The 18,628-nt window shown below is 60.3% G+C and carries 19 protein-coding genes; 10 read left to right on the top strand and 9 right to left on the bottom strand.

Features of this window, described 5'->3' with window-relative positions; genetic code table 11:
• Positions 1-74: 74 nt before the first annotated feature.
• The 5 genes from CKO35_RS12880 to CKO35_RS12860 form a co-directional block, all read right to left on the bottom strand.
• Positions 75-1,454 (bottom strand): phage NrS-1 polymerase family protein, encoded by a 1,380-nt coding sequence (locus tag CKO35_RS12880; RefSeq protein ID WP_200176551.1) that lies wholly within the window; start codon positions 1,452-1,454, stop codon positions 75-77.
• 157 nt (positions 1,455-1,611) lie between these two features.
• Complete coding sequence (locus CKO35_RS12875) at positions 1,612-1,881, bottom strand: helix-turn-helix transcriptional regulator (RefSeq protein WP_200176553.1); 270 nt, start codon at positions 1,879-1,881, stop codon at positions 1,612-1,614.
• A gap of 244 nt (positions 1,882-2,125) precedes the next feature.
• Positions 2,126-3,409 (bottom strand): tyrosine-type recombinase/integrase, encoded by a 1,284-nt coding sequence (locus CKO35_RS12870; protein WP_200176550.1) that lies wholly within the window; start codon positions 3,407-3,409, stop codon positions 2,126-2,128.
• A 409-nt stretch (positions 3,410-3,818) separates the two neighbouring features.
• Positions 3,819-4,280, bottom strand: coding sequence for a type II toxin-antitoxin system VapC family toxin (locus tag CKO35_RS12865; protein ID WP_200176549.1), 462 nt, complete (start codon positions 4,278-4,280; stop codon positions 3,819-3,821).
• Positions 4,277-4,525: a type II toxin-antitoxin system Phd/YefM family antitoxin gene (locus tag CKO35_RS12860; protein ID WP_200176548.1), complete on the bottom strand. Its 249-nt coding sequence runs from the start codon at positions 4,523-4,525 to the stop codon at positions 4,277-4,279. The genes CKO35_RS12865 and CKO35_RS12860 overlap by 4 nt, the downstream gene beginning before the upstream one ends.
• A gap of 543 nt (positions 4,526-5,068) precedes the next feature.
• Here CKO35_RS12860 and CKO35_RS12855 point away from each other — a divergent pair.
• From CKO35_RS12855 to CKO35_RS12810, 10 genes are all read left to right on the top strand, one after another.
• Positions 5,069-5,824 carry a type IV pilus assembly protein FimV gene (locus tag CKO35_RS12855; protein ID WP_200176547.1) on the top strand — a complete coding sequence of 252 codons (756 nt, stop codon included), beginning with the start codon at positions 5,069-5,071 and terminating at the stop codon, positions 5,822-5,824.
• A gap of 119 nt (positions 5,825-5,943) precedes the next feature.
• On the top strand, positions 5,944-7,074 hold the full coding sequence (locus CKO35_RS12850; protein ID WP_200176546.1) for a hypothetical protein: 1,131 nt from the start codon (positions 5,944-5,946) through the stop codon (positions 7,072-7,074).
• Positions 7,075-7,114: 40 nt separating this feature from the next.
• Positions 7,115-7,660, top strand: coding sequence for a GTP-binding protein (locus CKO35_RS12845; protein WP_200176545.1), 546 nt, complete (start codon positions 7,115-7,117; stop codon positions 7,658-7,660).
• Positions 7,661-7,664: 4 nt separating this feature from the next.
• On the top strand, positions 7,665-8,297 hold the full coding sequence (locus CKO35_RS12840) for a hypothetical protein (protein ID WP_200176544.1): 633 nt from the start codon (positions 7,665-7,667) through the stop codon (positions 8,295-8,297).
• 83 nt (positions 8,298-8,380) lie between these two features.
• Complete coding sequence (locus CKO35_RS12835) at positions 8,381-8,743, top strand: roadblock/LC7 domain-containing protein (RefSeq protein ID WP_200176543.1); 363 nt, start codon at positions 8,381-8,383, stop codon at positions 8,741-8,743.
• Positions 8,744-8,783: 40 nt separating this feature from the next.
• A complete protein-coding gene (locus CKO35_RS12830) occupies positions 8,784-9,161 on the top strand; it encodes a CZB domain-containing protein (protein WP_200176542.1) in 378 nt (125 codons plus the stop codon).
• Positions 9,162-9,311: 150 nt separating this feature from the next.
• Positions 9,312-10,907, top strand: a complete 1,596-nt coding sequence (locus CKO35_RS12825; protein WP_200176541.1) for a FapA family protein — start codon at positions 9,312-9,314, stop codon at positions 10,905-10,907.
• Positions 10,908-11,023: 116 nt separating this feature from the next.
• Positions 11,024-11,599, top strand: a complete 576-nt coding sequence (locus CKO35_RS12820) for an NnrU family protein (protein ID WP_200176540.1) — start codon at positions 11,024-11,026, stop codon at positions 11,597-11,599.
• A gap of 111 nt (positions 11,600-11,710) precedes the next feature.
• Entirely contained in the window at positions 11,711-13,300 is a 1,590-nt protein-coding gene (locus CKO35_RS12815) for a methyl-accepting chemotaxis protein (protein ID WP_200176539.1), read from the top strand.
• Positions 13,301-13,349: 49 nt separating this feature from the next.
• Positions 13,350-14,942, top strand: coding sequence for a methyl-accepting chemotaxis protein (locus tag CKO35_RS12810; RefSeq protein ID WP_200176538.1), 1,593 nt, complete (start codon positions 13,350-13,352; stop codon positions 14,940-14,942).
• On the opposite strand, the gene CKO35_RS12805 is transcribed toward CKO35_RS12810, so the two are convergent.
• The 4 genes from CKO35_RS12805 to CKO35_RS12790 all read right to left on the bottom strand — a co-directional run bounded on the left by CKO35_RS12805 (position 14,927) and on the right by CKO35_RS12790 (position 18,601).
• Complete coding sequence (locus tag CKO35_RS12805) at positions 14,927-16,228, bottom strand: RuBisCO large subunit C-terminal-like domain-containing protein (RefSeq protein WP_200176537.1); 1,302 nt, start codon at positions 16,226-16,228, stop codon at positions 14,927-14,929. The two genes, CKO35_RS12810 and CKO35_RS12805, sit on opposite strands and share 16 nt — an antisense overlap.
• A gap of 5 nt (positions 16,229-16,233) precedes the next feature.
• Positions 16,234-16,662, bottom strand: coding sequence for a secondary thiamine-phosphate synthase enzyme YjbQ (locus tag CKO35_RS12800; protein WP_200176536.1), 429 nt, complete (start codon positions 16,660-16,662; stop codon positions 16,234-16,236).
• Between the two features lie 72 nt (positions 16,663-16,734).
• Positions 16,735-17,184 (bottom strand): hypothetical protein, encoded by a 450-nt coding sequence (locus CKO35_RS12795; protein ID WP_200176535.1) that lies wholly within the window; start codon positions 17,182-17,184, stop codon positions 16,735-16,737.
• Between the two features lie 46 nt (positions 17,185-17,230).
• Entirely contained in the window at positions 17,231-18,601 is a 1,371-nt protein-coding gene (locus CKO35_RS12790; protein WP_200176534.1) for an NAD(P)/FAD-dependent oxidoreductase, read from the bottom strand.
• Positions 18,602-18,628 lie beyond the last annotated feature (27 nt).

Below are 18,628 nucleotides of genomic sequence, written 5' to 3'. Positions count from 1 at the left end.
AGTACATCGAGATGGAGTACAACAGCGACCGGCTCCACTCGTCCCTGGGGTACATCACCCCTCAGCAACATTTTTTAGCGGTTGCTGCTTAATCCGTGTCCGCTGCGACTTGACCAGAACAACGTCAGCGTATAGACAACGATGCGTCGTTCGTGCTGCTGCCAGATGTTGAACGTCGGCACCCACTTCATTTTTCCCGTCTTCTGATCTTCCACCTCCGTCTTGTTGTGCGCTAGCAGCGTGCCCATGACATTCGGGGGAACGCGTATGGCGGGCATGTCGCGGAAGGTGACAAGGGGCTTCTCCGCAGCCACAAACACCAGCGATTGAAGCATCATGTCCAGCTCCATTGACGGAGCACGCGTGGCGCTCAGGTCAATCTCGCCTTCGCCAATTTGCTTGAAGCGAAACCGCTGCTTCTCCCTGCTCTCCGCAAGTGCCGCATCGATGGCAGCGTCAAGCGCAGGAATTTGCGCCCTGATCGCTTCGGCCTGTTGCTGCTCGATGGCCTGCCTACCTCGTATCCTGCTCAGGGAGAAGTTCAGGTAGCGATCGTCCTTCTGTGCCTTGTCGCGCTTGCCAAGGCGCGACTCACGGAAGCACCGCCTTACCTGTTCATTGCTCTCGCTGTAGAACGCAAGGATGCTCAGTAACGCGAAGTCGGCTTCGCTCTGCGATGTGTAGTCCTCTTGCCAGTCACCCTGCCACAGCTTGCAGAACTTCTCCGTATTGCGGGCGCTTACTGCCCGATGCAAGACATGCCAGTCGTCGGCGTCTGCCGGTAGCTCTACCATCTCTGACACCGTGGTCTGCTGCTGTCCAAGGGAGTCCAGCAGCGAGGCGAGCTGTGCCGGGCGTGCAGCAATGGGACGGTCAAGCACCACATCGCCGGTGCAGATGATGAATCGCTCCTGCGAATACACCTCCACGCCGTCCTTGCGGCGACCTGCACCAATGTTGCCCTCTATCCAGATGTGAAAGCCTTTGCCGCTGCGTGACCGTTCGGTGTAGCTGTCGAAGTTGCGGATGGCATTGTGGTATCCCTCCACAACTTGCGGCGCAGTCTCGTCCTTCACATCAAGGTCGATGCAGGTGAAGGGGTCTCCCTCGTGCAGCATGTACCCGATATGCAGACCCTTCGCCTGCGCTGCACGGCTTGCCGTATCAAAGTCGCACCATGTCGCCGGGTCGGTGCTGCTCGCAGCGTGACCGTCGGCAGTCAGGGGGCGCTTGTCGGGATCAGCCAGCACCCATTGCGGGCGTTTGCGTAGCGCCGCCGGTATGTTCGCCCAGCGCTCGGGCTGTGGGGCGGCTGGGGCCACGTTCGCAGTGTCACCGCCGTTAGGGTATTGGCCACCCTGTGCCGGGGCTTGTAGCGGCTGCTGTTCGCCCTGCGTTTCATCTTGCATTGCCAGCGAGGGCTGTCCTACGCTGTTTTCGCTGTTACCGTTCATAGACAGTACCTTTAAGGCGGCAGGGTCGGCCCAACCCTGCCGCTTTTTTCTTGATGGGCTGCAAGTGGGCTAGAAAGCGACGTGTCGCCGGTCGCGCTAGCCGCAGCGTTATTCCATTTGCCAGCGAGTGAACGCCAGTTATGGGGTTTGGCGTTCGTCAGGCGCACGCCTTAACGGTCGCTTCGCTGGTGCTGCTACGCGCACCGGATGCCAGCCATTCAAGTAGGACGCGCTCGGAGTACCAGACGCGGCGGGTGCCGGGTGGGCTGAAGAAGTTGGGGCCGGTTCCCTTGTGGCGGTGCTGCTCCAGCGTGTTGGGAGCGAAGCTCAGAAGCTCGGCGGCTTCTTCGTTGGTCAGGGGGCGGCCTTTGGGGGTGTAGTTGAACAGCTCGCAAAGCTGCTCGAAGGTCATTTCATCAAGGTTCATGGGCGGTTGCTCTCAGCAAGCCCACCGACTGCACAAACGAAAGCAGGCGGTAGGCGAACTGCACCGTGTTGGGGTGCCAGTTGCCCGCCGCCTGCCATGCAGACTTTTCGTTACCAGTCCGAACCCGTTGAGGGTTCCGCGTCACGCTCGGACTGGGAAGCGAGGTTGTTGGGAATTACTGTACGACGATTGCAGCGCCTTTGCAACGTGATGTTTTCATTGATATTTAGGGGCTAGCCCGGTTTTACGCACGGAGCGCCACCACGTTGTCACCCTTGGCCATAGCCTCGGCAATCTTTGCCTCGCCGGTGATCCAGTCGGCCATGCGCTGCACCTCGGGTTTCAGGTATTGCAGGTGATTCGTCTCAAGGTAATGCTTGGCGGTAACACCCTTGGGAACGTGGTTCGTGAGCAGCTCGATCTTGAGAGGATCAATGCCGCACTTGGCCACGCCGAAGGTGGTAAAGGTGCGCCGCAGATCGTGTGGGGTCAGGTGTAGCCCTGCAATCGCGCTAACCTTCTTCATCATGTCTCGCGGGCTGGTGATATGGCCTGACTTGCTCCAGGTCGTGAACACGAACGGGCTACCCTTGACCCGCTGGCGTGTCTCGAGCAGTTCTACCGCCTGTGTGGATAACGGCATCCAGACCGGGTTCTTGTTCTTCGTGTCGGGCAGGTGGAACCAGCCTTCCTCAAGATTCACCCTGTCCCACGTTAGTGGCATAGCTTCGCCGCTTCTCGCCCCGGTGAGAATGAGGAACATAATCAGGTCAATGCTGGCGAGTGCGTCACGTGTGTATGCAGTTTCCCGCCACTGCTCCAGCGCATACCACACGGCACCGATCTTCGATTCGGGGATGCGTGTGTTACGGGGCATCAATTCCTGCCAGTCGTCTTTCAGTGCGCCGACAGGGTTGTTAATGATGAGCGGCGTACCGTCCGCCTTCTTGTACCGGCGACCGGCGTAGTGGATTAAGGCGCGGAGCACCGAGAATGATTGGTTCCCCTGAGCTGGTGAGCCCGTACCCTTCCCCGTGGTGCCCTTGGTCAGAATCTCGCCGTAACGCTGGCGGCACATGTCCTCGGTGATACTGGTGATGGGCTTGTGCTCCCACTCCTTGAAGGTGACGGATACGTGGCGCTCGATCTCCTTCTTGCTACTGTCCTTCAGCTTGCCCGGTCGTCCCATGTATGCGTCGGCAACCTCGCGGAGCGTGACCTGTGCTATTTCCTCAAGCCTGCGGGCTTCCTCCTGCTGCTTCTTCACCTCCCGAGGGTCAATGCCGTCGCGCATCGCTTGCAGCACCTTCCGCGCCTTCTCCCGCGCCTCGTACTCGGTCAGTTCGCCGTAGGGGCCAAGGGTGTAGCACACAGCCTTGCCACTGACCCGCCCCATAGCGACGAAAACCTTCTTTCCCTTCGCGGTGACCCGCAGACCATACCCCTTGACGGAGTCGTCCCAGTGCATGGCGTAGTTGCTGGCGGGGGCTTGTGCTTTGTCGATGTACGTCTTGGTGAGCTTCGGCATTGTCATCTCCTAGATGCTGTTTTTAGCGTATGTTTAGCAATCTAGGCTAAGTTACGACAATCAGCGCCAAGCAAGCAACGACTTCAAGTGACTGATTTTTAAGGCGTTATAAAGCTGCGCCAAGCGAGTTGCAGGATAACAAAGCTAGCCCACACAAAACTTGAAAACCAGCGACGGGAAACCGTCCGTGGGTTCGAATCCCACCCCTTCCGCCACTTCAGTCCCTGAGTGGGCACTGAGTTTACTCCGTTTTTCGCCATCAGCGTCTGAAGCAACCGGGACTTCGATCCCATGATTCTGACTTCGCCCTCGGCGACTTCGACACGCTGGGCAAGCGCGCGCGGGTGGTCGCGGCGATAGATCAGCCGCACCGTGTCGGCGTGCAGCGGAATTGTAGAAGCGGGAGTGGTCATGTTCGGTTTCCTTCGGCCGCGGCCTCGTCGGGCGACAACACGGCGGCACCGAACGGCAGGAAATGTTTCGTGTTGCGGGTGACGATGATGAGTTCATGCACTGCCGCGATACCGGCGATCACAGCATCGGCCATACCGGGGTCGTGACCGGCAGCAAGCGCCTTCGCTTCCAGTCGCCCGCCGATCGCCGCAGCCTCAGCGTCGAAACCAATGATCTTGTCCTCGTATGTGGAGACGAGACCGCTGAGCCATGATTTCAGGCTCGCGGCTTTGGCCGTTGCTCCCTTGTGATCGAGAAGCGCAATCCCCTTCTCGATTTCGTGGACGGAGACGACCGACAGGAATAACCGGCCGTCACCGTCCATGCGGTCCAGCCAGTCGAGGAAACCGGCCGGTGCTTCCGCACTCAAGGGCGCCAACATGTAGACGACGTTGGTGTCGAGAAGAAAGCCGCTCAAAGCTCAATATCCCGCGACGGGGTGCGATTACGCTCGAACTCTCCACCTGGGAACGTCCTGAGATAGCTCACGAGGCCCGCCCGTTTGCGTTCGAGCGCCTTGCGCGCGATCTCCGCCGCCTCGACCGAGACCAGGGCCGCAACGGGCTTGCCATGACGGGTAATGGTTACAATCTCTCCTTTGACGGCTTCGTCAACAAGGCTGGAAAAGCTAGCCTTGGCGTCTCTTAGGTTGATGGTCAGCATTCCGCTCTCCGAATATAGTCATGCGTGACTACATGTAATCTATTTGGGGCGCGGATTTCAACGCGGGTGGGGGCGTCATGTCGCGTCCGCTATTCCAGTTATGTTCCATGCTGTCAAGTAGGCCGCCGACGCCACCGCGATCGTAGGGCTATAGCGAATTCGTAGTGATCATCACTATCGGTCGCGGCCCGCCATCTTCCGCTCAGTCGGCCGCAATGATGTTCCTCTCGCGATCATCCCGGTTCAGGCCGGACAACCGGCTGTCGGCTTGATTCGGCAGTTGATACCCTGTGACTTAACCCGTGATCGGAAGCCGTGCTAGATACTGCGGAAGTGATCCCCGGTTGTTTTAGTTGCATGATTCCCTTCGATGGCGCTTCTCGGGAATACCCCTGTCGCACCTGATCCTTGCTGTCTTCATTAACGGGAAGCTGAATCCCTTGCGAGCTTGTGAATGGACTCCACGGCGTTGGTTGTAAAGATTACGATCAGGACCACCTGGCACCGCTTCTCAGACATGGTCCGCCTTCAGGGTGATGCAACATGTCCATGCGGGTGATCGAGGCGCTGGGGGGCGAGCACGCGATCACTGTCCCCGCGGGGGCGGGCCATCTGGAACTGGCATTCTCGGTCCACGCTACCTCGGCTCTTCACCCGGAAACGGGGCCGGCCACTCTGGACGCGCTGCGATCTTTCCTGTGTTACCAGGTGACCCGGACCCCCCAGGATCTTCGGGTCCATGTTCGACGTATCCTCCTTCTTGTTTCCATCCCCGACGGCCATGGCGCCCATGGTGCGTTGCTTGACCTCTTCATTGTGCTTGGCACCGGTGGCACCGCACTTCGGCGGCGCATGCTCGCCGCCGCCAGGCCGGTGTTGACGCCGGAACAGTATCTTTTCCTCGCAAACCGGGTCGAATCGGGTCTTGATGCCAGAGAGCCAATGCCGGACGCCTCAACCTCCCTGCTTGGCAAGGGCTTGCTTGGCAGCTGGTGTCTGGTGGAGCGGTTTGAGGAAGCATCACCCTCCGACCTGGCCGATCCCTTGCGCGAAGCTCGGGATTGCCTGGAGCACGGTCAGCTGGATGCAGCGCGGCTCATCCTTGAAAAGGCAGTTCTGGAAACGCCCGCCCGTCTGGAGTTGCATCGGGAATTGCTGGAAATCTATCGCGCCACCGGCGATCTGGAGCATTTCCGTGGCATTTTCCAGCGATTGACCGCAATGGAGGCACCGGGTCTGGAGTCATGGCGTAAAACAGAGGTACGACTGGCCTTGAGGGCATCGTGCGGCCATGACTGACCGGTTCACGCCCCATTTGATCGAACCTGAACGGAATCATCCCCACTATGCCGCGGCATGATATGTCCGATGACCGTCTTCCCGTCCGCAGAGTGGCAGTGCTCGGCGTTGATGAGCGAATGAGAAATGCGCTGGAGCTGCTGTTCAGGACGCATCTGAAGAATCGCTTTGTTCTGTCCGATTCGGACACAGCCGATCTGCACCTGATCGATCTGGACAGTTATGACGGGCTGGATCTCTGGATCGAGCGTGCCCGCGCCAGGCCCGATTCCCCATTCATCCTGTTGTCCATCCAGGATGTGGATGTCCGCGACAATATGGTTTTCGTGCGCAAGCCCCTGACCTCCGGGATGCTCGTTACGGCACTGCAGACAGCTACTGAACGGTTGAACGCGGATGTTGCCGCCTCTGATGGCCGTCACGGGTTTCGCGCCCAGGGGCAGGGGCGGGAGAAGGCTTTGCCGCAATCACCGGAGCCCGGCGCCGTCGACGCCAGGGAGGTGATGCCATCGTCGCCGGGGCGTGTCGGTTCAAGGCTGGCGGCCCAGGATATCAGGGACATCATCGGCCGTGCCCCCGATATCGATCCCGGGGACCCCCTGCAGGCAGCCAGTGTTCGTTTCCAGCCCGATGACTATCTGGTTGGCCGGTTGCGACAGGCCATGACGCTGGCCTTGCGTGCCGGACAGGCGGCCAGGGTGGAGCTGGATCATGGCTCCATCACCCTGGTGCCCGGCCTGAATCAGGCCCATGTGGATCTGATCGATGTGCAACTGCGCACCCTGGCAACCATTCCCCTGTCCGAATCAACCAGCAGGATTGTGCCTCGGGATCAGGTCGGTGTGCGGGAGTCCGGCGGGCTCCCGCACACCGACCTGGAAACCCTGCTGTGGGACTGCGCCCTGCTTGCATCCCGTGGCAGGGTGCCGGCGGGAACGGATCTGGACAGCCCGATCCGGCTCAGGCAATGGCCCAATCTGACGCGGTTGTCGGCGTTCCCTCACGCAGTGCGCATCACCGCCCTGCTCACCCGGGAGGCGTTGTCTCTGCCGGAGGCGGCACGCCGGCTCAGGATTCCGCAGCGGTATGTCTTTGCATTCTTCACCGCGGCGGACACCCTGGGATTGGTGCAGCGTGAAGGTTTCAGTGAAGGGGGCGGGGCTGGTGATGCCACACAGCCGGCAAGCCCCGCCTCCGGGGCTGCCAAACGTAATCTTCTGCAAAGAATTCTGGCGCATCTGCGCCGCTGAAGCCGACCTGGATGCTCATCATCACGAGATTGGACCCGGTATGCCAGACCACAAGATCATCTTTACCGGCCCGGTAGGGGCGGGCAAGACCACGGCCATCACCGCCATCAGTGATTCGCCCGCCTTGTCCACGGATGTCCGTGCCAGTGACATGACGCGGGAGATGAAGGCCACCACCACCGTGGCGATGGATTACGGCGTCATGGTGCTGGAGGGAGGGGATAAGGTCCATCTGTACGGCACTCCGGGGCAGGAACGGTTCGATTTCATGTGGAAAATCCTGACCCAAGGCGGGCTTGGGCTTGTGTTGCTGATCGACGATTCCCGTCCCAATCCCCGGGGTGACATGGAGTTCTTTCTCGCGGCGTTCGAGGGCTTCATCCGTGAAACCCACCTGGCCATCGGTATCACCAAGACCGATCTGCGACCCGGGTCATCATCACGCATCGACCACTATCAGGAACCCTTGCAACGCGCCGGACTCGTGGTCCCGGTATTCGAGGTGGATGCCCGCAAGCGGAGTGACATCCTGCTGCTGCTGGAGGCGCTGTTCTTTTCGCTGGATCCCGACCTGGAGATGGACTGATCCCATGGGTTATCGCCTGCTAGATCACCATTACATCCTGCCTACCCCCGCGGGGGCCTTCTACAGTGTCGCCGGTCCGGAGCAGGATGCGCCACGTCTTTTATTGCGGCGGATGCTGAGCGGGGAAATGAGCCCCCGGCTTTCACTGCCGGAACTCATGCGATGGACTGGCACCGGGACCGCCGAAGAGGCGCTGGAGATGCTTTACTACGTGCAGTCACTGGGTTGGGTTGAGGGATTTGCCACCGCCCGGCAGGCCCCCCAGGGGGCGCTGGAATCCGTTCTGCCCGGTCTGCTGGCACCGCTTTCCGACAATGGCAAGGTGTTGCTGGCCGATCCACAGGGATTTCATGTGGCCTCGGTGGGCTTCAATCATGAAACCACCGTCGAACTCTCCGCCGCCAGCGCGGATCTGGCCACGCTGTATGAACGCCATAGCGGACTGCTTCGGCACAACATGGGACTGGGGACCGGCGCTTGGGCGCTGGTGGATGCCGCGGGCAACAGCCGGGTCGGGTTCTGGCCTCTTCACATTGCCGACCAGCGCTTCGTGCTGGTGATTGTCGGGGTGCCGCGACTCAATCAGCAGGCCCTGACGGAACTGGTCTGGGCCTTGCTCAAGCGCTATGCCCGGTGAAGCCCGGGTGTGACGTGTTTTCCCGGAAATCGTCATCTCCATTTATTCCGAACAACGACGTCTGATACTGAAGGGGACTTTTTATGCTTGCCGACATGCTGAATTCCGTGCTTGGAGAACTCAACGGCACCTCCGCGGACATTGAGGCCTCGGCCGTGATCTCCACGGACGGACTTATGATGGCTTCTCAACTCCCCGCCGGCCTGGATGAGGATCGGGTGGGGGCCATGAGTGCCGCCATGCTGTCGCTGGGGGATCGTACCTCCAATGAACTGGCCCGTGGTGACCTTGAGCAGGTTCTGATCAAGGGGGACAAGGGGTATGTGCTCATGACCCATGCCGGGCAGGATGCGGTTGTTACCGTCCTGGTGAAATCCAACGCCAAACTTGGCCTCATATTCCTTGATGTCAAACGTGCCGCGGCCCAGATCACCAAGCTGCTCTGAACGGTTTGGCCGGATTACAGCACATGACAGGAGATGAGCGATGGAAGTCAGGGCTTTTTTTTTATTGCGCATGAATGAGCATATCCAGTACCTGCGGAAGATCCAGTCGACGCTGGCCGGCAAGGGGGATTTCCGGGGTACGGATTTTCATGACTGCAAGCTGGGTCAGTGGCTTTATGGGGCCGGCTCCAGGGAGGCCGCCGCCGTGGGATCGGAGGCCGAGGCGCTGTTTGAAAGTCTCATTGAACCCCACCAGCGCTTTCACGAAGCCAGCCATGTCGCAATCCTCAAGCGGGAGGCGGGGGATGTCCAGGGTTCCGAGCGTGCGGTGACGGAGATGATGTCACTGTCCGCAAATCTGGTGAATACCCTGCTGGAACTGGACAAGATTGCCACGGGCATGGCGGGGAAAAGGTAAGCCCCGTCCCACAGTATCCCCCACATGGCGTAACATGTGGGGGATACTGTTTTGGATGAGGGCATGGCCATTATGATGGACCCGAAAGAGCGGGAGTCTAAGCAGCCTGGACTGACATGTCGCGTGGAAGAGGATACCGGTACTCTTTTCGTGCATATTGACGACCCCCATGATTGGCCCGGGGCCAGTGCCGATGATGTCACGGCTGCTCTGGCAAAGGCCGGATTTGGTGACTGGGCTGTATCGGAGAAGGACCTGGCGGTTTTTCTTGATGCGCTGGGAACCGGTGATCCGGCCCTTTCGGACAGGGAATTTCTGCTGGCACGGCGTCTTGACGGCAGCTTCAGTCTCGCTCTGGACGCAGGCAAGCAGGCGGCGACCCTTTCGGTTTGTCCGCCTCAGGGGGGGCGGGAAGTCAGCTCGGAACAGGTGCTTCAGGCCGTCGCCGCTCAAGGGATCGTTCATGGTCTGGATGAGGACAGTATGCGCCAGGTGGTGCAGGCCGGTGCCCGTGCCAGAACAGAGGCCGTGATTGCTGTTGCCACGTTGCCCGTGCACGGTAATGATACGGTATTCGAATCTCTGGTGCCCCAGGCCCGGCAAAGGATGCCGTATATCGACGAACATGGGCGTGCCGACTACCGGAATCTTGGGGATGTTCCCCAGGTCAGTGTCGACACGCCGGTGATGCGTCGGCATCCCGCCACGCCAGGTACCCCGGGAACAAACCTGCTGGGGCAGGTGATTCCAGCCCGTCCTGGACGCGAACTGGCCTTCTCCAGTTCGTTGCGCAATGTTCGTCTTAGCCCCGATGACCCGAATGTTCTGCTGTCCACCATCTCGGGTGCGCCCGTTGTGGTGCCCCGGGGTGTGCTTGTCGAGGAGTCGCTGAGGGTGGACAGGGTGGATCTGTCCTCAGGCAATCTCAATTTCGAGGGCAGCGTGGTCATCCGTGATGATGTGATTGCGGGCATGAAGGTGGTTGCCAGCGGGGACATCATTGTCAACGGCATGGTGGAAGGCGCCATTCTTGAGGCGGGTGGCGACATTCAGGTGAGGCACGGCGTAGTCGGGCAGTTGCAGCATCATGAAGATGGGTCCCATCATAAAGTTCGACCGACGGCGCGTCTCAAGGCCGCCGGCACGGTCAGTGCCCATTTTCTGGAGAATGCCTGGGTTCAGGCCCGGGACGTAGTGATCCATGAGCAGGTGTTTCATTCCCAGGTCAGTGCTTCCCATGCGGTCATCGTGGGTGGTCAGGGTGCACGCAAGGGGCAGATCGTCGGTGGTTTGGTGCGTGCCCGGGAGTTGATCGAATGTCTTCTGCTGGGGTCTCCCTCCGGGCCCCATACCCAGGTGGTGGCGGGAATCGACCCGGGCTTGCGGGACCGGATCAGTGAGCTGGATCAACGCATTCAGGAACAGAACCGTCTGGCTGACGAATTAACCCGAACCGTGCATTTTGCAAAGCAGCATCCGGAACGGGTGGCGGCGGATTTTCTGCGGCGTGCGGCAAATACCCTGGCCGAGGCTCAAGCCCATATTCGGGAGTTGGAAATGGAAAAAGAGGCCCTTGTGGCTCAGCAGGGGCGGTGTCAGAGTGCCTGTGTCCTGGTGCGGCAACGGATCTTCCATGGTGTTGAAGTCTTTGTCGGAGACCGGTCACGCCGTATCGAAACGGAAGTGATGGGTGGTCTGTTCCGGTTGAGTGGGGGGGAACTGATCCTTGATCACGCCGCTTCATGAGCACCTGGCCCGATCATTCGAGTCGATTCCGGAATATCGCCTTATTCACGCCTGCCTCCTCGGTTAAAATCCCTCGCGCTGTTCCTGTCACCACCAAAATATAGGAAGGATATTCCGTGATCGTACTCATTCTGGGTCTTTTGATGTTTCTGGGCGTACATTCCCTGCGAATTTTCGCGGATGAGTGGCGGGCCGCCCGTATTCGTCAATGGGGGGAAAAGGGCTGGATGGCTGCCGCGGGCGCCGTTTCATTGGTCGGCTTCATTCTCATCATCTGGGGCTATGGAATGGCGCGCATGGCTCCCATCGTCGTCTGGTACCCGCCTGCATGGTTGACTCATGTCACGGCCCTGCTGTCGCTGCTGGCATTCATCATCATGGCCGCGGCCTTCGTGCCGGGTAACCATATCAAGTCCGCCGTGAAACATCCCATGGTGATTTCGGTAAAGGCCTGGTCCTTCGGGCATCTCCTGGCCAATGGCATGCTGGCCGATATCCTGTTGTTCGGCGCCTTCCTGGTGTGGTCTGTACTCTGCTTCCGTTCCCTGCGTCAGCGGGATCAGGCTCAGGTTGCCGCGATACCTGCCGCTAACATCAAGGGCACCTTCATCACGCTTGGGGCGGGTCTGGCCGGATACCTGGTATTCGCTTTCTTCCTCCATGAATGGCTGATTGGCGTGCCCGTCAAGTGATTTTCCTTCCAGGAGAGGGGCCGCGTCCGGTGTGGAGCAGTCTTCCGCACCGGGGCGGTATTGAATGCTTTCCAGCATGATCCGTTTTTCCGCCGGGGGCTCAACCACGCCATGAAAAAGAATTACCCGATTACCGGCAGGGAGCAGTCCTACGCGGACACAGCCAATATCCTCTCCACCACCGACCTCAAGGGTGCGATTACCTATGTGAATGATGATTTCATTCGCATCAGCGGATTCACCGAAGATGAGTTGTTACGCAAGAACCATAACATCGTGCGTCACCCAGAGATGCCTCCTCAGGCCTTTGCCGATCTTTGGTCGAATCTCAAGGCCGGCCGCCCTTGGATGGGTATGGTGAAAAACCGCTGCAAGAACGGTGATCACTACTGGGTCAGTGCCTTTGTCATGCCGATCAGCCATAAAGGGCAGGTTCAGGAGTATCAGTCGGTCAGAACCAAGCCGGGCCGCGACTTGGTGGAACAGGCCACCACGCTCTATGCCCGTATCCTGGCGGGAAATCCCCCCCTTGCTATGAAACTGCCGGTGTTGTGTGTTCGGCACCGGCTGGTGCTGGGCGTGGCCTTGTCCGGTATATCGGCCCTGGGGCTGGCGCTTTGGCTTGGTACACCTCTGGGGGTGGCGTTACCTTCCCTGGGGCTGGCCTCCTTCCTGGGTATGTTTCTGGCCTGGTGGTTGAGCCGGCCTCTGTCGGTGCTTCGGCGGCGGGCCCGCGACATTGCCGTCAATCCCTTGGGGCAGTATGTCTATACCGGGCGTCGGGATGTATTTGGAGAAATCCAGTTTGCCATGCGCATGCTGGAGTCTGAAGGTGGCGCCGCCATTGGTCGCGTGTCGGATGCCGCCGGGGCGCTGGCCAGTCAGGCGGCGGAGATGGTCCGCACTGTCCAGGCTTCCACGGAGCAGATCATGCAGCAGCAAGTGGAGACTGACCAGGTAGCTACGGCAGTGAATGAAATGGCTGCCAGCGTACAGGAGGTAGCCCGGAATGCCCGGAATACGGCGGAAGCTGCGGATGTGGCTGATGCCAGCTCCACGCAGGGGCGTACGGTGGTGGCCTCCACGGGACACTCCATCCAGCAACTGGCCAAAGGCGTGGAGCATGCCACCGGCGTGATTCGGGAACTGGAGCACAGCAGCAACGAGATCAGCGCTGTTCTGGATGTGATCCGCGGCATCGCGGAGCAGACCAATCTTCTGGCGCTGAATGCGGCCATCGAGGCGGCCAGGGCAGGTGAGCAGGGGCGGGGGTTTGCCGTGGTGGCCGATGAGGTACGCAGCCTTGCCAACCGGACTCAGAACTCCACCCAGGAGATCCAGGCCATGATCCAGAAGCTGCAGGCGGGTGCCCGTTCTTCGGTGGGGGTGATGAAGCAGAGCCTGGAGCAGGCGGAAAAAAGCGTATCCCAGGCCCAGGAAGCGGCGGCTTCGCTGGATGCCATCACGAGTGACGTGAGTCTGATCACGGACATGAGTACTCAGATTGCTACCGCGGTGAATCAGCAGAGCATGGTCAGTGAAGAGATCAATCGCAGTATCACCCGCATCCGGGAGTCCGCTGACAGTAATGCCCGTGACAGCCGCAGTATCGAGGCACTGGCCGTTGGTGTGGCTGGCCTGTCCGGGGAGCTGAGACTGCTGGCGGATCAATTCTGGATCAAGAAAAAGAATTGGCAGTGAGTGAAATCCGGGTATTCCTGCTCAGGCTGATCTGACAATCGAGAATTCCATGAAGAAGAATCTGCCGGTTACGGGGAAGGAAAGGACTTATTCCAGCAAAATCAATATCCTATCCACTACGGATCTCAAGGGTATTATCAAGGATGTTAATGCCGATTTTGTTGAGATCAGCGGTTATACCGAAGCCGAACTGCTGAACAAGAACCACAATATTCTTCGCCATCCGGACATGCCACCGGCGGCGTTTCAGAATCTTTGGGACGCGCTCAAGGCCGGCAGGCCCTGGATGGGGTTGGTCAAGAATCGTTGCAAAAACGGCGATCATTACTGGGTGAATGCCTATGTCACACCGATCCTGAAGGATGGGCGTGTGGTTGAATATCAATCGGTACGGACCAAACCGAGCCGGGATCTGGTGGCGCGGGCGGATACCATCTATGGCAGGGTGATGGCCGGCAAGCTCCCTCTCGCCCTGAGATTTCCCTTCCCCGGGATGAGAGTACGGCTTTTGGCAGCAACTCTTGTCACTGCGATGGCAGGCATTGTCCTGGGTATTTCCATGGGAGGGGCCTGGATGCAGGTGCTGGTGCCCCTGGCCGGTTTCGGTCTGCTCGCGGGCGGCTGGTGCTGGGCCACATTGGCACCTCTGGCCCGTCTGCGGCAGCAGGCCCGGGCAGTGGTTCATAATCCCCTGTGCCAGTATGTCTATACCGGGCGCATGGACGAGTACGGTGAGATTGACTTTGCCTTGCGCATGTTGTCAGCCGAGACCGGTGCCGCCGTGGGGCGTGTGGCCGAGGCAGCCAAACGGCTGGCCGAGCAGACACGGGAGATGTCGGCCAGCGTGGAGAAGTCACGCATGTCCATCATGACCCAGCAATCCGAAACCGAGCAGGTTGCCACTGCGGTGAACCAGATGTCGGCCAGTGTGCAGGAGGTGGCGAGAAATGCGCGTCACACCGCTGAATTGGCGGAACATGCCGATGAGGGTGCGGCTTCCGGTCGCCGGGTGGTGGTGGAGACGGGGGATGCCATCCGCCATCTTTCCAGTGAAGTGGACCGGGCGACTCAGGTAATTCATGAGTTGCAGGTGCGCAGTAACGAGATCAATACCGTCGTGGAGGTGATTCGCGGCATTGCGGAGCAGACCAACTTGCTGGCCCTGAATGCGGCCATCGAGGCGGCCAGGGCAGGAGAAGGAGGGCGAGGCTTTGCCGTGGTGGCGGATGAGGTGCGTAGCCTGGCCTCAAGGACCCAGAATTCCACCAAGGAAATCCAGTCCATGATCGAGAAGTTGCAGGCGGGTGCCGAGTCCTCCGTCCAAGTGATGGGAGACAGTCGGCGGCAGGCCGAGCAGTGTGTTGTCCAAGCGGGAGAGGCCGGGGGATCTCTGGAGGCGATCACCCGGAGTGTTGGTGCCATTTCGGAGATGAGTGTTCAGATTGCGGCAGCGGTCGATCAGCAGAGCGCCGTCAGTGAGCAGATCAACCGCAGCGTGACCAGTATCCGGCATAGTTCCGAAGACAATGCGGAAGCCATCCTCAGGATCGAACAGTCCGCCACAGCGCTGGCGGAACTGGCACATAACCTGGAGTTACTGGCAGTTCAGTTCTGGGATCGGATACATTACAAAACCTCCTGAAACTGCTTGAGTGCCGCCGCCAGTTCCGGATGTTGCCGGGCCTGTTCCGGCACCGGCACACCCAGGGCCAGGGCATCCCAGGCCTGCCGGATGCTGGCGGCACCACCGCGGGGACCCATGGTATGGCCGAATACCCCGCGTCCCGGCACGAAGCCGAAATCCACGCTGCCCATCTTCTCGTACACCCGCTGCAGGGTGGCGGCGGAATCGCTGCCGCCGGGCACCGGCAGGCAGGGCTTGATGGGGCCCATGTCTTCCAGGCAGGCGCGCACATTGGCCATGACTTCCTCGTCGCTGGTCATCATTCGTGGCCCGAAGCCCGGCATGATCACCGAGTCATAGCCGGCCAGGCGCTGCAGCCGGGTGATCACCCGGGAGTGGATGCCGTAGTGGGGTAGGCGACTGAAGGCGGCAATGAAGGGGAAATGCCCGAACAGGGGCACCTGGGTGTGTTTGCGCAGCATCCGCACCGCGGACAGGCCCACCGGCATGGCGTTCACCAGCAGGGCGTTGGCTCCCCGCGCCACGGCGATGTCGTGGAGTTCGGTCAGACGATCCACTTCGTCGGTGATATTGGCCATGTACATCTTGGGGGTGCCGGTTTCCTGCTCGGCCCGGCGTCGGGCTTCGCCCAGGTGGCGGCAGCGCTCATCCAGGGGGGACCAATCCGGATCGGCCAGCATCTCGTCGTCCTTGGCAATGTCCAGGCCGCCCAGCCAGGCCTCGTGGGCAATCGCCGAGAAGGCCTCCGGCGGCAGACCGATGTTGGGTTTGATCACACCCAGGAAGATGGGGCGGTCATGGGCATTAAGCAGTTCGCGTAGACCCTGCACCCCGAACTTCGGGCCCTGGAAGGCCTTTAGGAACACCTCGGGAAAGTGGATATCCATCAATTTGATCAGTGGGATGCCCGGGGTAAAGAACGGACCTTCGCCACAGACCGCCGACAGCAGGTTGGGAATGCGGGGGCCGAAGTTCTCGTGGGGATGGGCGATGCGTACCCGGCAGGCGAAGATGCGCCCGTCGGCGGCATGGGTGACCGGATAGCTCAGGGCTTCCCGCTCTTCCAGCACCTCCATCTTGATCGCCTTGGCCGCGAACCGGGGACGCAGATCCTCGTCCACATCCACCCGCTTCCACTGGGCGGTGGACTGTTCGCTGCACAGGTGGGCCACTGCCAGGCGCGGGTCACCCACACATTCCAGTTCGTAGTCCAGGATCAGGTAGCGGTCCAGATCCAGATCGGCGGGATCGGCGAAGAAACCTTCAATGTCGGCGGGCTGCATCGGCTTTAGTCGGTTCCCATGAAATGTACGGTCAGACGGCGCTCCGGGCGAGGACCGTCCAGTTCGATGAAGAAGATGGATTGCCAGGTGCCCAGGACCAGTGCGCCGTCCACGATGGGGATGGTTTCGGAGGCGTTCATGAAAAGTCCCATGAGATGGGAATGGGCGTTGTCCCGGCCGTCCACGGGGTTTTCGTTGTGAAGGTAGTCGCCGTCACGGGGCACCAGGCGCTTGAGGTGGGTAAGCATGTCCCGCTGCAGCATGGGCTCCTGCTCGTTGAGATTCACGCAGGCGGTGGTGTGACGGGAGATCACGGTGCAGATGCCGTTGCGAATGCCGCTGTCTGCAAACAGATCCTTCACCTGCTGGGTGACATCAATGATCTGGATGGGGGCCTCGGTGCCAAGGCGGATGTCGTGGTGTGAGATCTTCATCGTCGGCAGACGGCTCTCGGTCTCGGTCGGGATGCCGAAGCGTAACCCGACCGAGGCGAGATATCCAGCGAGTCAGTCCGCAATCTTTTCCGCCATGGCAGGCTGGGGCTGAGGCGACGTTTGGGGCTGTGGTGGCGTTTCGGTGCGTGTTGCCTGGCTGGTGGGTCTGGGCCTGGAGCGAATCCCCAGCAGGTTCAACATGAAGGGAAAGGCCAGGATCGCAAACAGGGTGCCGAAGCCGATGCTGGCACCGATCAGGGCCAGATAGTCGATGCCCGACAGGGCCGCCCAGCTGGACTTGGTGATGGTCGGCAGGGTGATCATGGCCAGCACGAAGATGAAGACTCCGAAGCCGACGGTCACATAGGCCGGCAGGACCCAGCAGGTCTTGCAGCCTGCGGAGCGCTTGAGGAAATAGAAGGTCAGTGCAAAGTCCAGCAGCAGAAACAGCCCGATAAACCACAGCCAGCCCCGGAAGAACTCCAGGACCACTGCCAATAACCCCAGGATTGAAAATGCCATTGCCGATTCCTCTCTAAAAATGTTCTGAAAAAGTCATGACGGCGCCTCAGATACGGCCCCGGAGCATGGCCCGGTAGGCGGCCAGCAGCAGACGGTCCTTCATGACCCAGGGCACCCAGTGTTCCTGGTAGGGGCTGATGAAGGGGAAGGACGGCTTCATCTTCAGGTCATAGTCGAATTCCACCAGGATGGCCTGACCCAGTTCGGTGATCAGGGGGCAGGAGGTATAGCCGTCATAGCCCGGATTGAGCTGATTGCCCTGGATGGTCCGGATCATGTTCTCCACCGCTACCGGTACCTGGGCCTTGACGCTGGCGGCGGTTTTGCCGATGGGGACACCGTTGATGTCACCGGCGCCGAAGACGTTGGGATAGCGCTTGTGCTGCAGGGTGAATCGGTCCACTTCCAGCCAGCCGGTGAAGGGGATCTCACGGGCTGCCAGCTCGCTGTTGCGCAGGGAATCGGGGGCGCTCATGGGCGGAACCACATGGATAAAATCGTAATCCAGGGTTTCATCGCCCAAAGGGGTGGCAAAGGTGGCGGTCTTGCGTTCGGGATCGATGGCCTTCAGAGGGTGATCCCAGTGGATATGGATACTCCGTTCGGGGAAGTTCTTGCGCAGGAAGTCGTCGGTGTGGGGCTGGGAGAACAGGCCGGTACCGGGTGGCAGATAGTGCATCTCGGCGCGATCCCGGGTGCCCCGTTCCTTCATCCGGCTTTCCACGAGCATGGTGACCTTGAGCGGGGCACCGGCGCATTTCATGTCGCCCCTGGGGCGGGTAAACAGGCCGACGCCGCCTTCATTTACGAACTGGTCGATGAGTTGCCAGGTGCGCTCGGCCAGTTCCGGCTTGTCATAGACACAGCCCACGCCCCGATGACCGATCAGATTCTCCGACATGCCGTCAATGGCGGTGTAGTTCACTTGCAGACCGGTGGCCACCATGAGGAAGTCATAATCGACGGCGCGGCCGGTTTCGGTTACCACCCGGTTGTTGTCCGGGTCATACTCGGCGACCATGTCGTGAATCCAGTTGACGTTGGAAGGGACGTAGCGCCGGTTCCTGTCCAGGAGCTTTTCCGTCTGCCAGACTCCGGTACCCACCAGGGTCAGACCGGGCTGGTAATAGTGATCCTGGCGGCGATCGATCAGGGTGATGTCCGCACCATCCAGTTCCCGGGCCAGCCGGGTGGCGCAGGAGAGACCGGCGGCGCCGGCACCGACGATGACGATGCGGGCGTTGGTGGGGACGGCCCGGGCAGCGGCCGGATACAGCATGCCGCCGGTGCCTGCGGCGGCTCCCGCCAGCAGGGCGCCACCGCTGGAAAGTTTGAGGAAATCCCGGCGCGAGAGACCGGAGTGCTTCAGGGCACGCGTAACCGCATCTTTTGCGTGCTTTTCGTCTTGGCTGCTCATCTTTGCTTCATCTCCATTCCTGCTTGG

Origin of the sequence: Ectothiorhodospira shaposhnikovii (assembly GCF_016584105.1) — a bacterium.
In the GTDB taxonomy this organism is placed as follows: Bacteria; Pseudomonadota; Gammaproteobacteria; order Ectothiorhodospirales; family Ectothiorhodospiraceae; genus Ectothiorhodospira; species Ectothiorhodospira shaposhnikovii.
Note: the sequence above shows the minus strand (reverse complement) of the source record. Positions and strands in the feature narration are given on the sequence as shown.

Excerpts from the sequence above, each read along its gene's own strand:
- CKO35_RS12860 (WP_200176548.1), bottom strand. The coding sequence starts at position 4,525 with ATGCTGACCATCAACCTAAGAGACGCCAAGGCTAGCTTTTCCAGCCTT.
- CKO35_RS12855 (WP_200176547.1), top strand. The coding sequence starts at position 5,069 with ATGTCCATGCGGGTGATCGAGGCGCTGGGGGGCGAGCACGCGATCACT.
- CKO35_RS12880 (WP_200176551.1), bottom strand. The coding sequence starts at position 1,454 with ATGAACGGTAACAGCGAAAACAGCGTAGGACAGCCCTCGCTGGCAATG.
- CKO35_RS12800 (WP_200176536.1), bottom strand. The coding sequence starts at position 16,662 with ATGAAGATCTCACACCACGACATCCGCCTTGGCACCGAGGCCCCCATC.
- CKO35_RS12805 (WP_200176537.1), bottom strand. The coding sequence starts at position 16,228 with ATGCAGCCCGCCGACATTGAAGGTTTCTTCGCCGATCCCGCCGATCTG.
- CKO35_RS12835 (WP_200176543.1), top strand. The coding sequence starts at position 8,381 with ATGCTTGCCGACATGCTGAATTCCGTGCTTGGAGAACTCAACGGCACC.
- CKO35_RS12875 (WP_200176553.1), bottom strand. The coding sequence starts at position 1,881 with ATGAACCTTGATGAAATGACCTTCGAGCAGCTTTGCGAGCTGTTCAAC.
- CKO35_RS12830 (WP_200176542.1), top strand. The coding sequence starts at position 8,784 with ATGGAAGTCAGGGCTTTTTTTTTATTGCGCATGAATGAGCATATCCAG.
- CKO35_RS12845 (WP_200176545.1), top strand. The coding sequence starts at position 7,115 with ATGCCAGACCACAAGATCATCTTTACCGGCCCGGTAGGGGCGGGCAAG.
- CKO35_RS12810 (WP_200176538.1), top strand. The coding sequence starts at position 13,350 with ATGAAGAAGAATCTGCCGGTTACGGGGAAGGAAAGGACTTATTCCAGC.
- CKO35_RS12850 (WP_200176546.1), top strand. The coding sequence starts at position 5,944 with ATGAGAAATGCGCTGGAGCTGCTGTTCAGGACGCATCTGAAGAATCGC.
- CKO35_RS12790 (WP_200176534.1), bottom strand. The coding sequence starts at position 18,601 with ATGAGCAGCCAAGACGAAAAGCACGCAAAAGATGCGGTTACGCGTGCC.
- CKO35_RS12815 (WP_200176539.1), top strand. The coding sequence starts at position 11,711 with ATGAAAAAGAATTACCCGATTACCGGCAGGGAGCAGTCCTACGCGGAC.
- CKO35_RS12870 (WP_200176550.1), bottom strand. The coding sequence starts at position 3,409 with ATGCCGAAGCTCACCAAGACGTACATCGACAAAGCACAAGCCCCCGCC.
- CKO35_RS12795 (WP_200176535.1), bottom strand. The coding sequence starts at position 17,184 with ATGGCATTTTCAATCCTGGGGTTATTGGCAGTGGTCCTGGAGTTCTTC.
- CKO35_RS12840 (WP_200176544.1), top strand. The coding sequence starts at position 7,665 with ATGGGTTATCGCCTGCTAGATCACCATTACATCCTGCCTACCCCCGCG.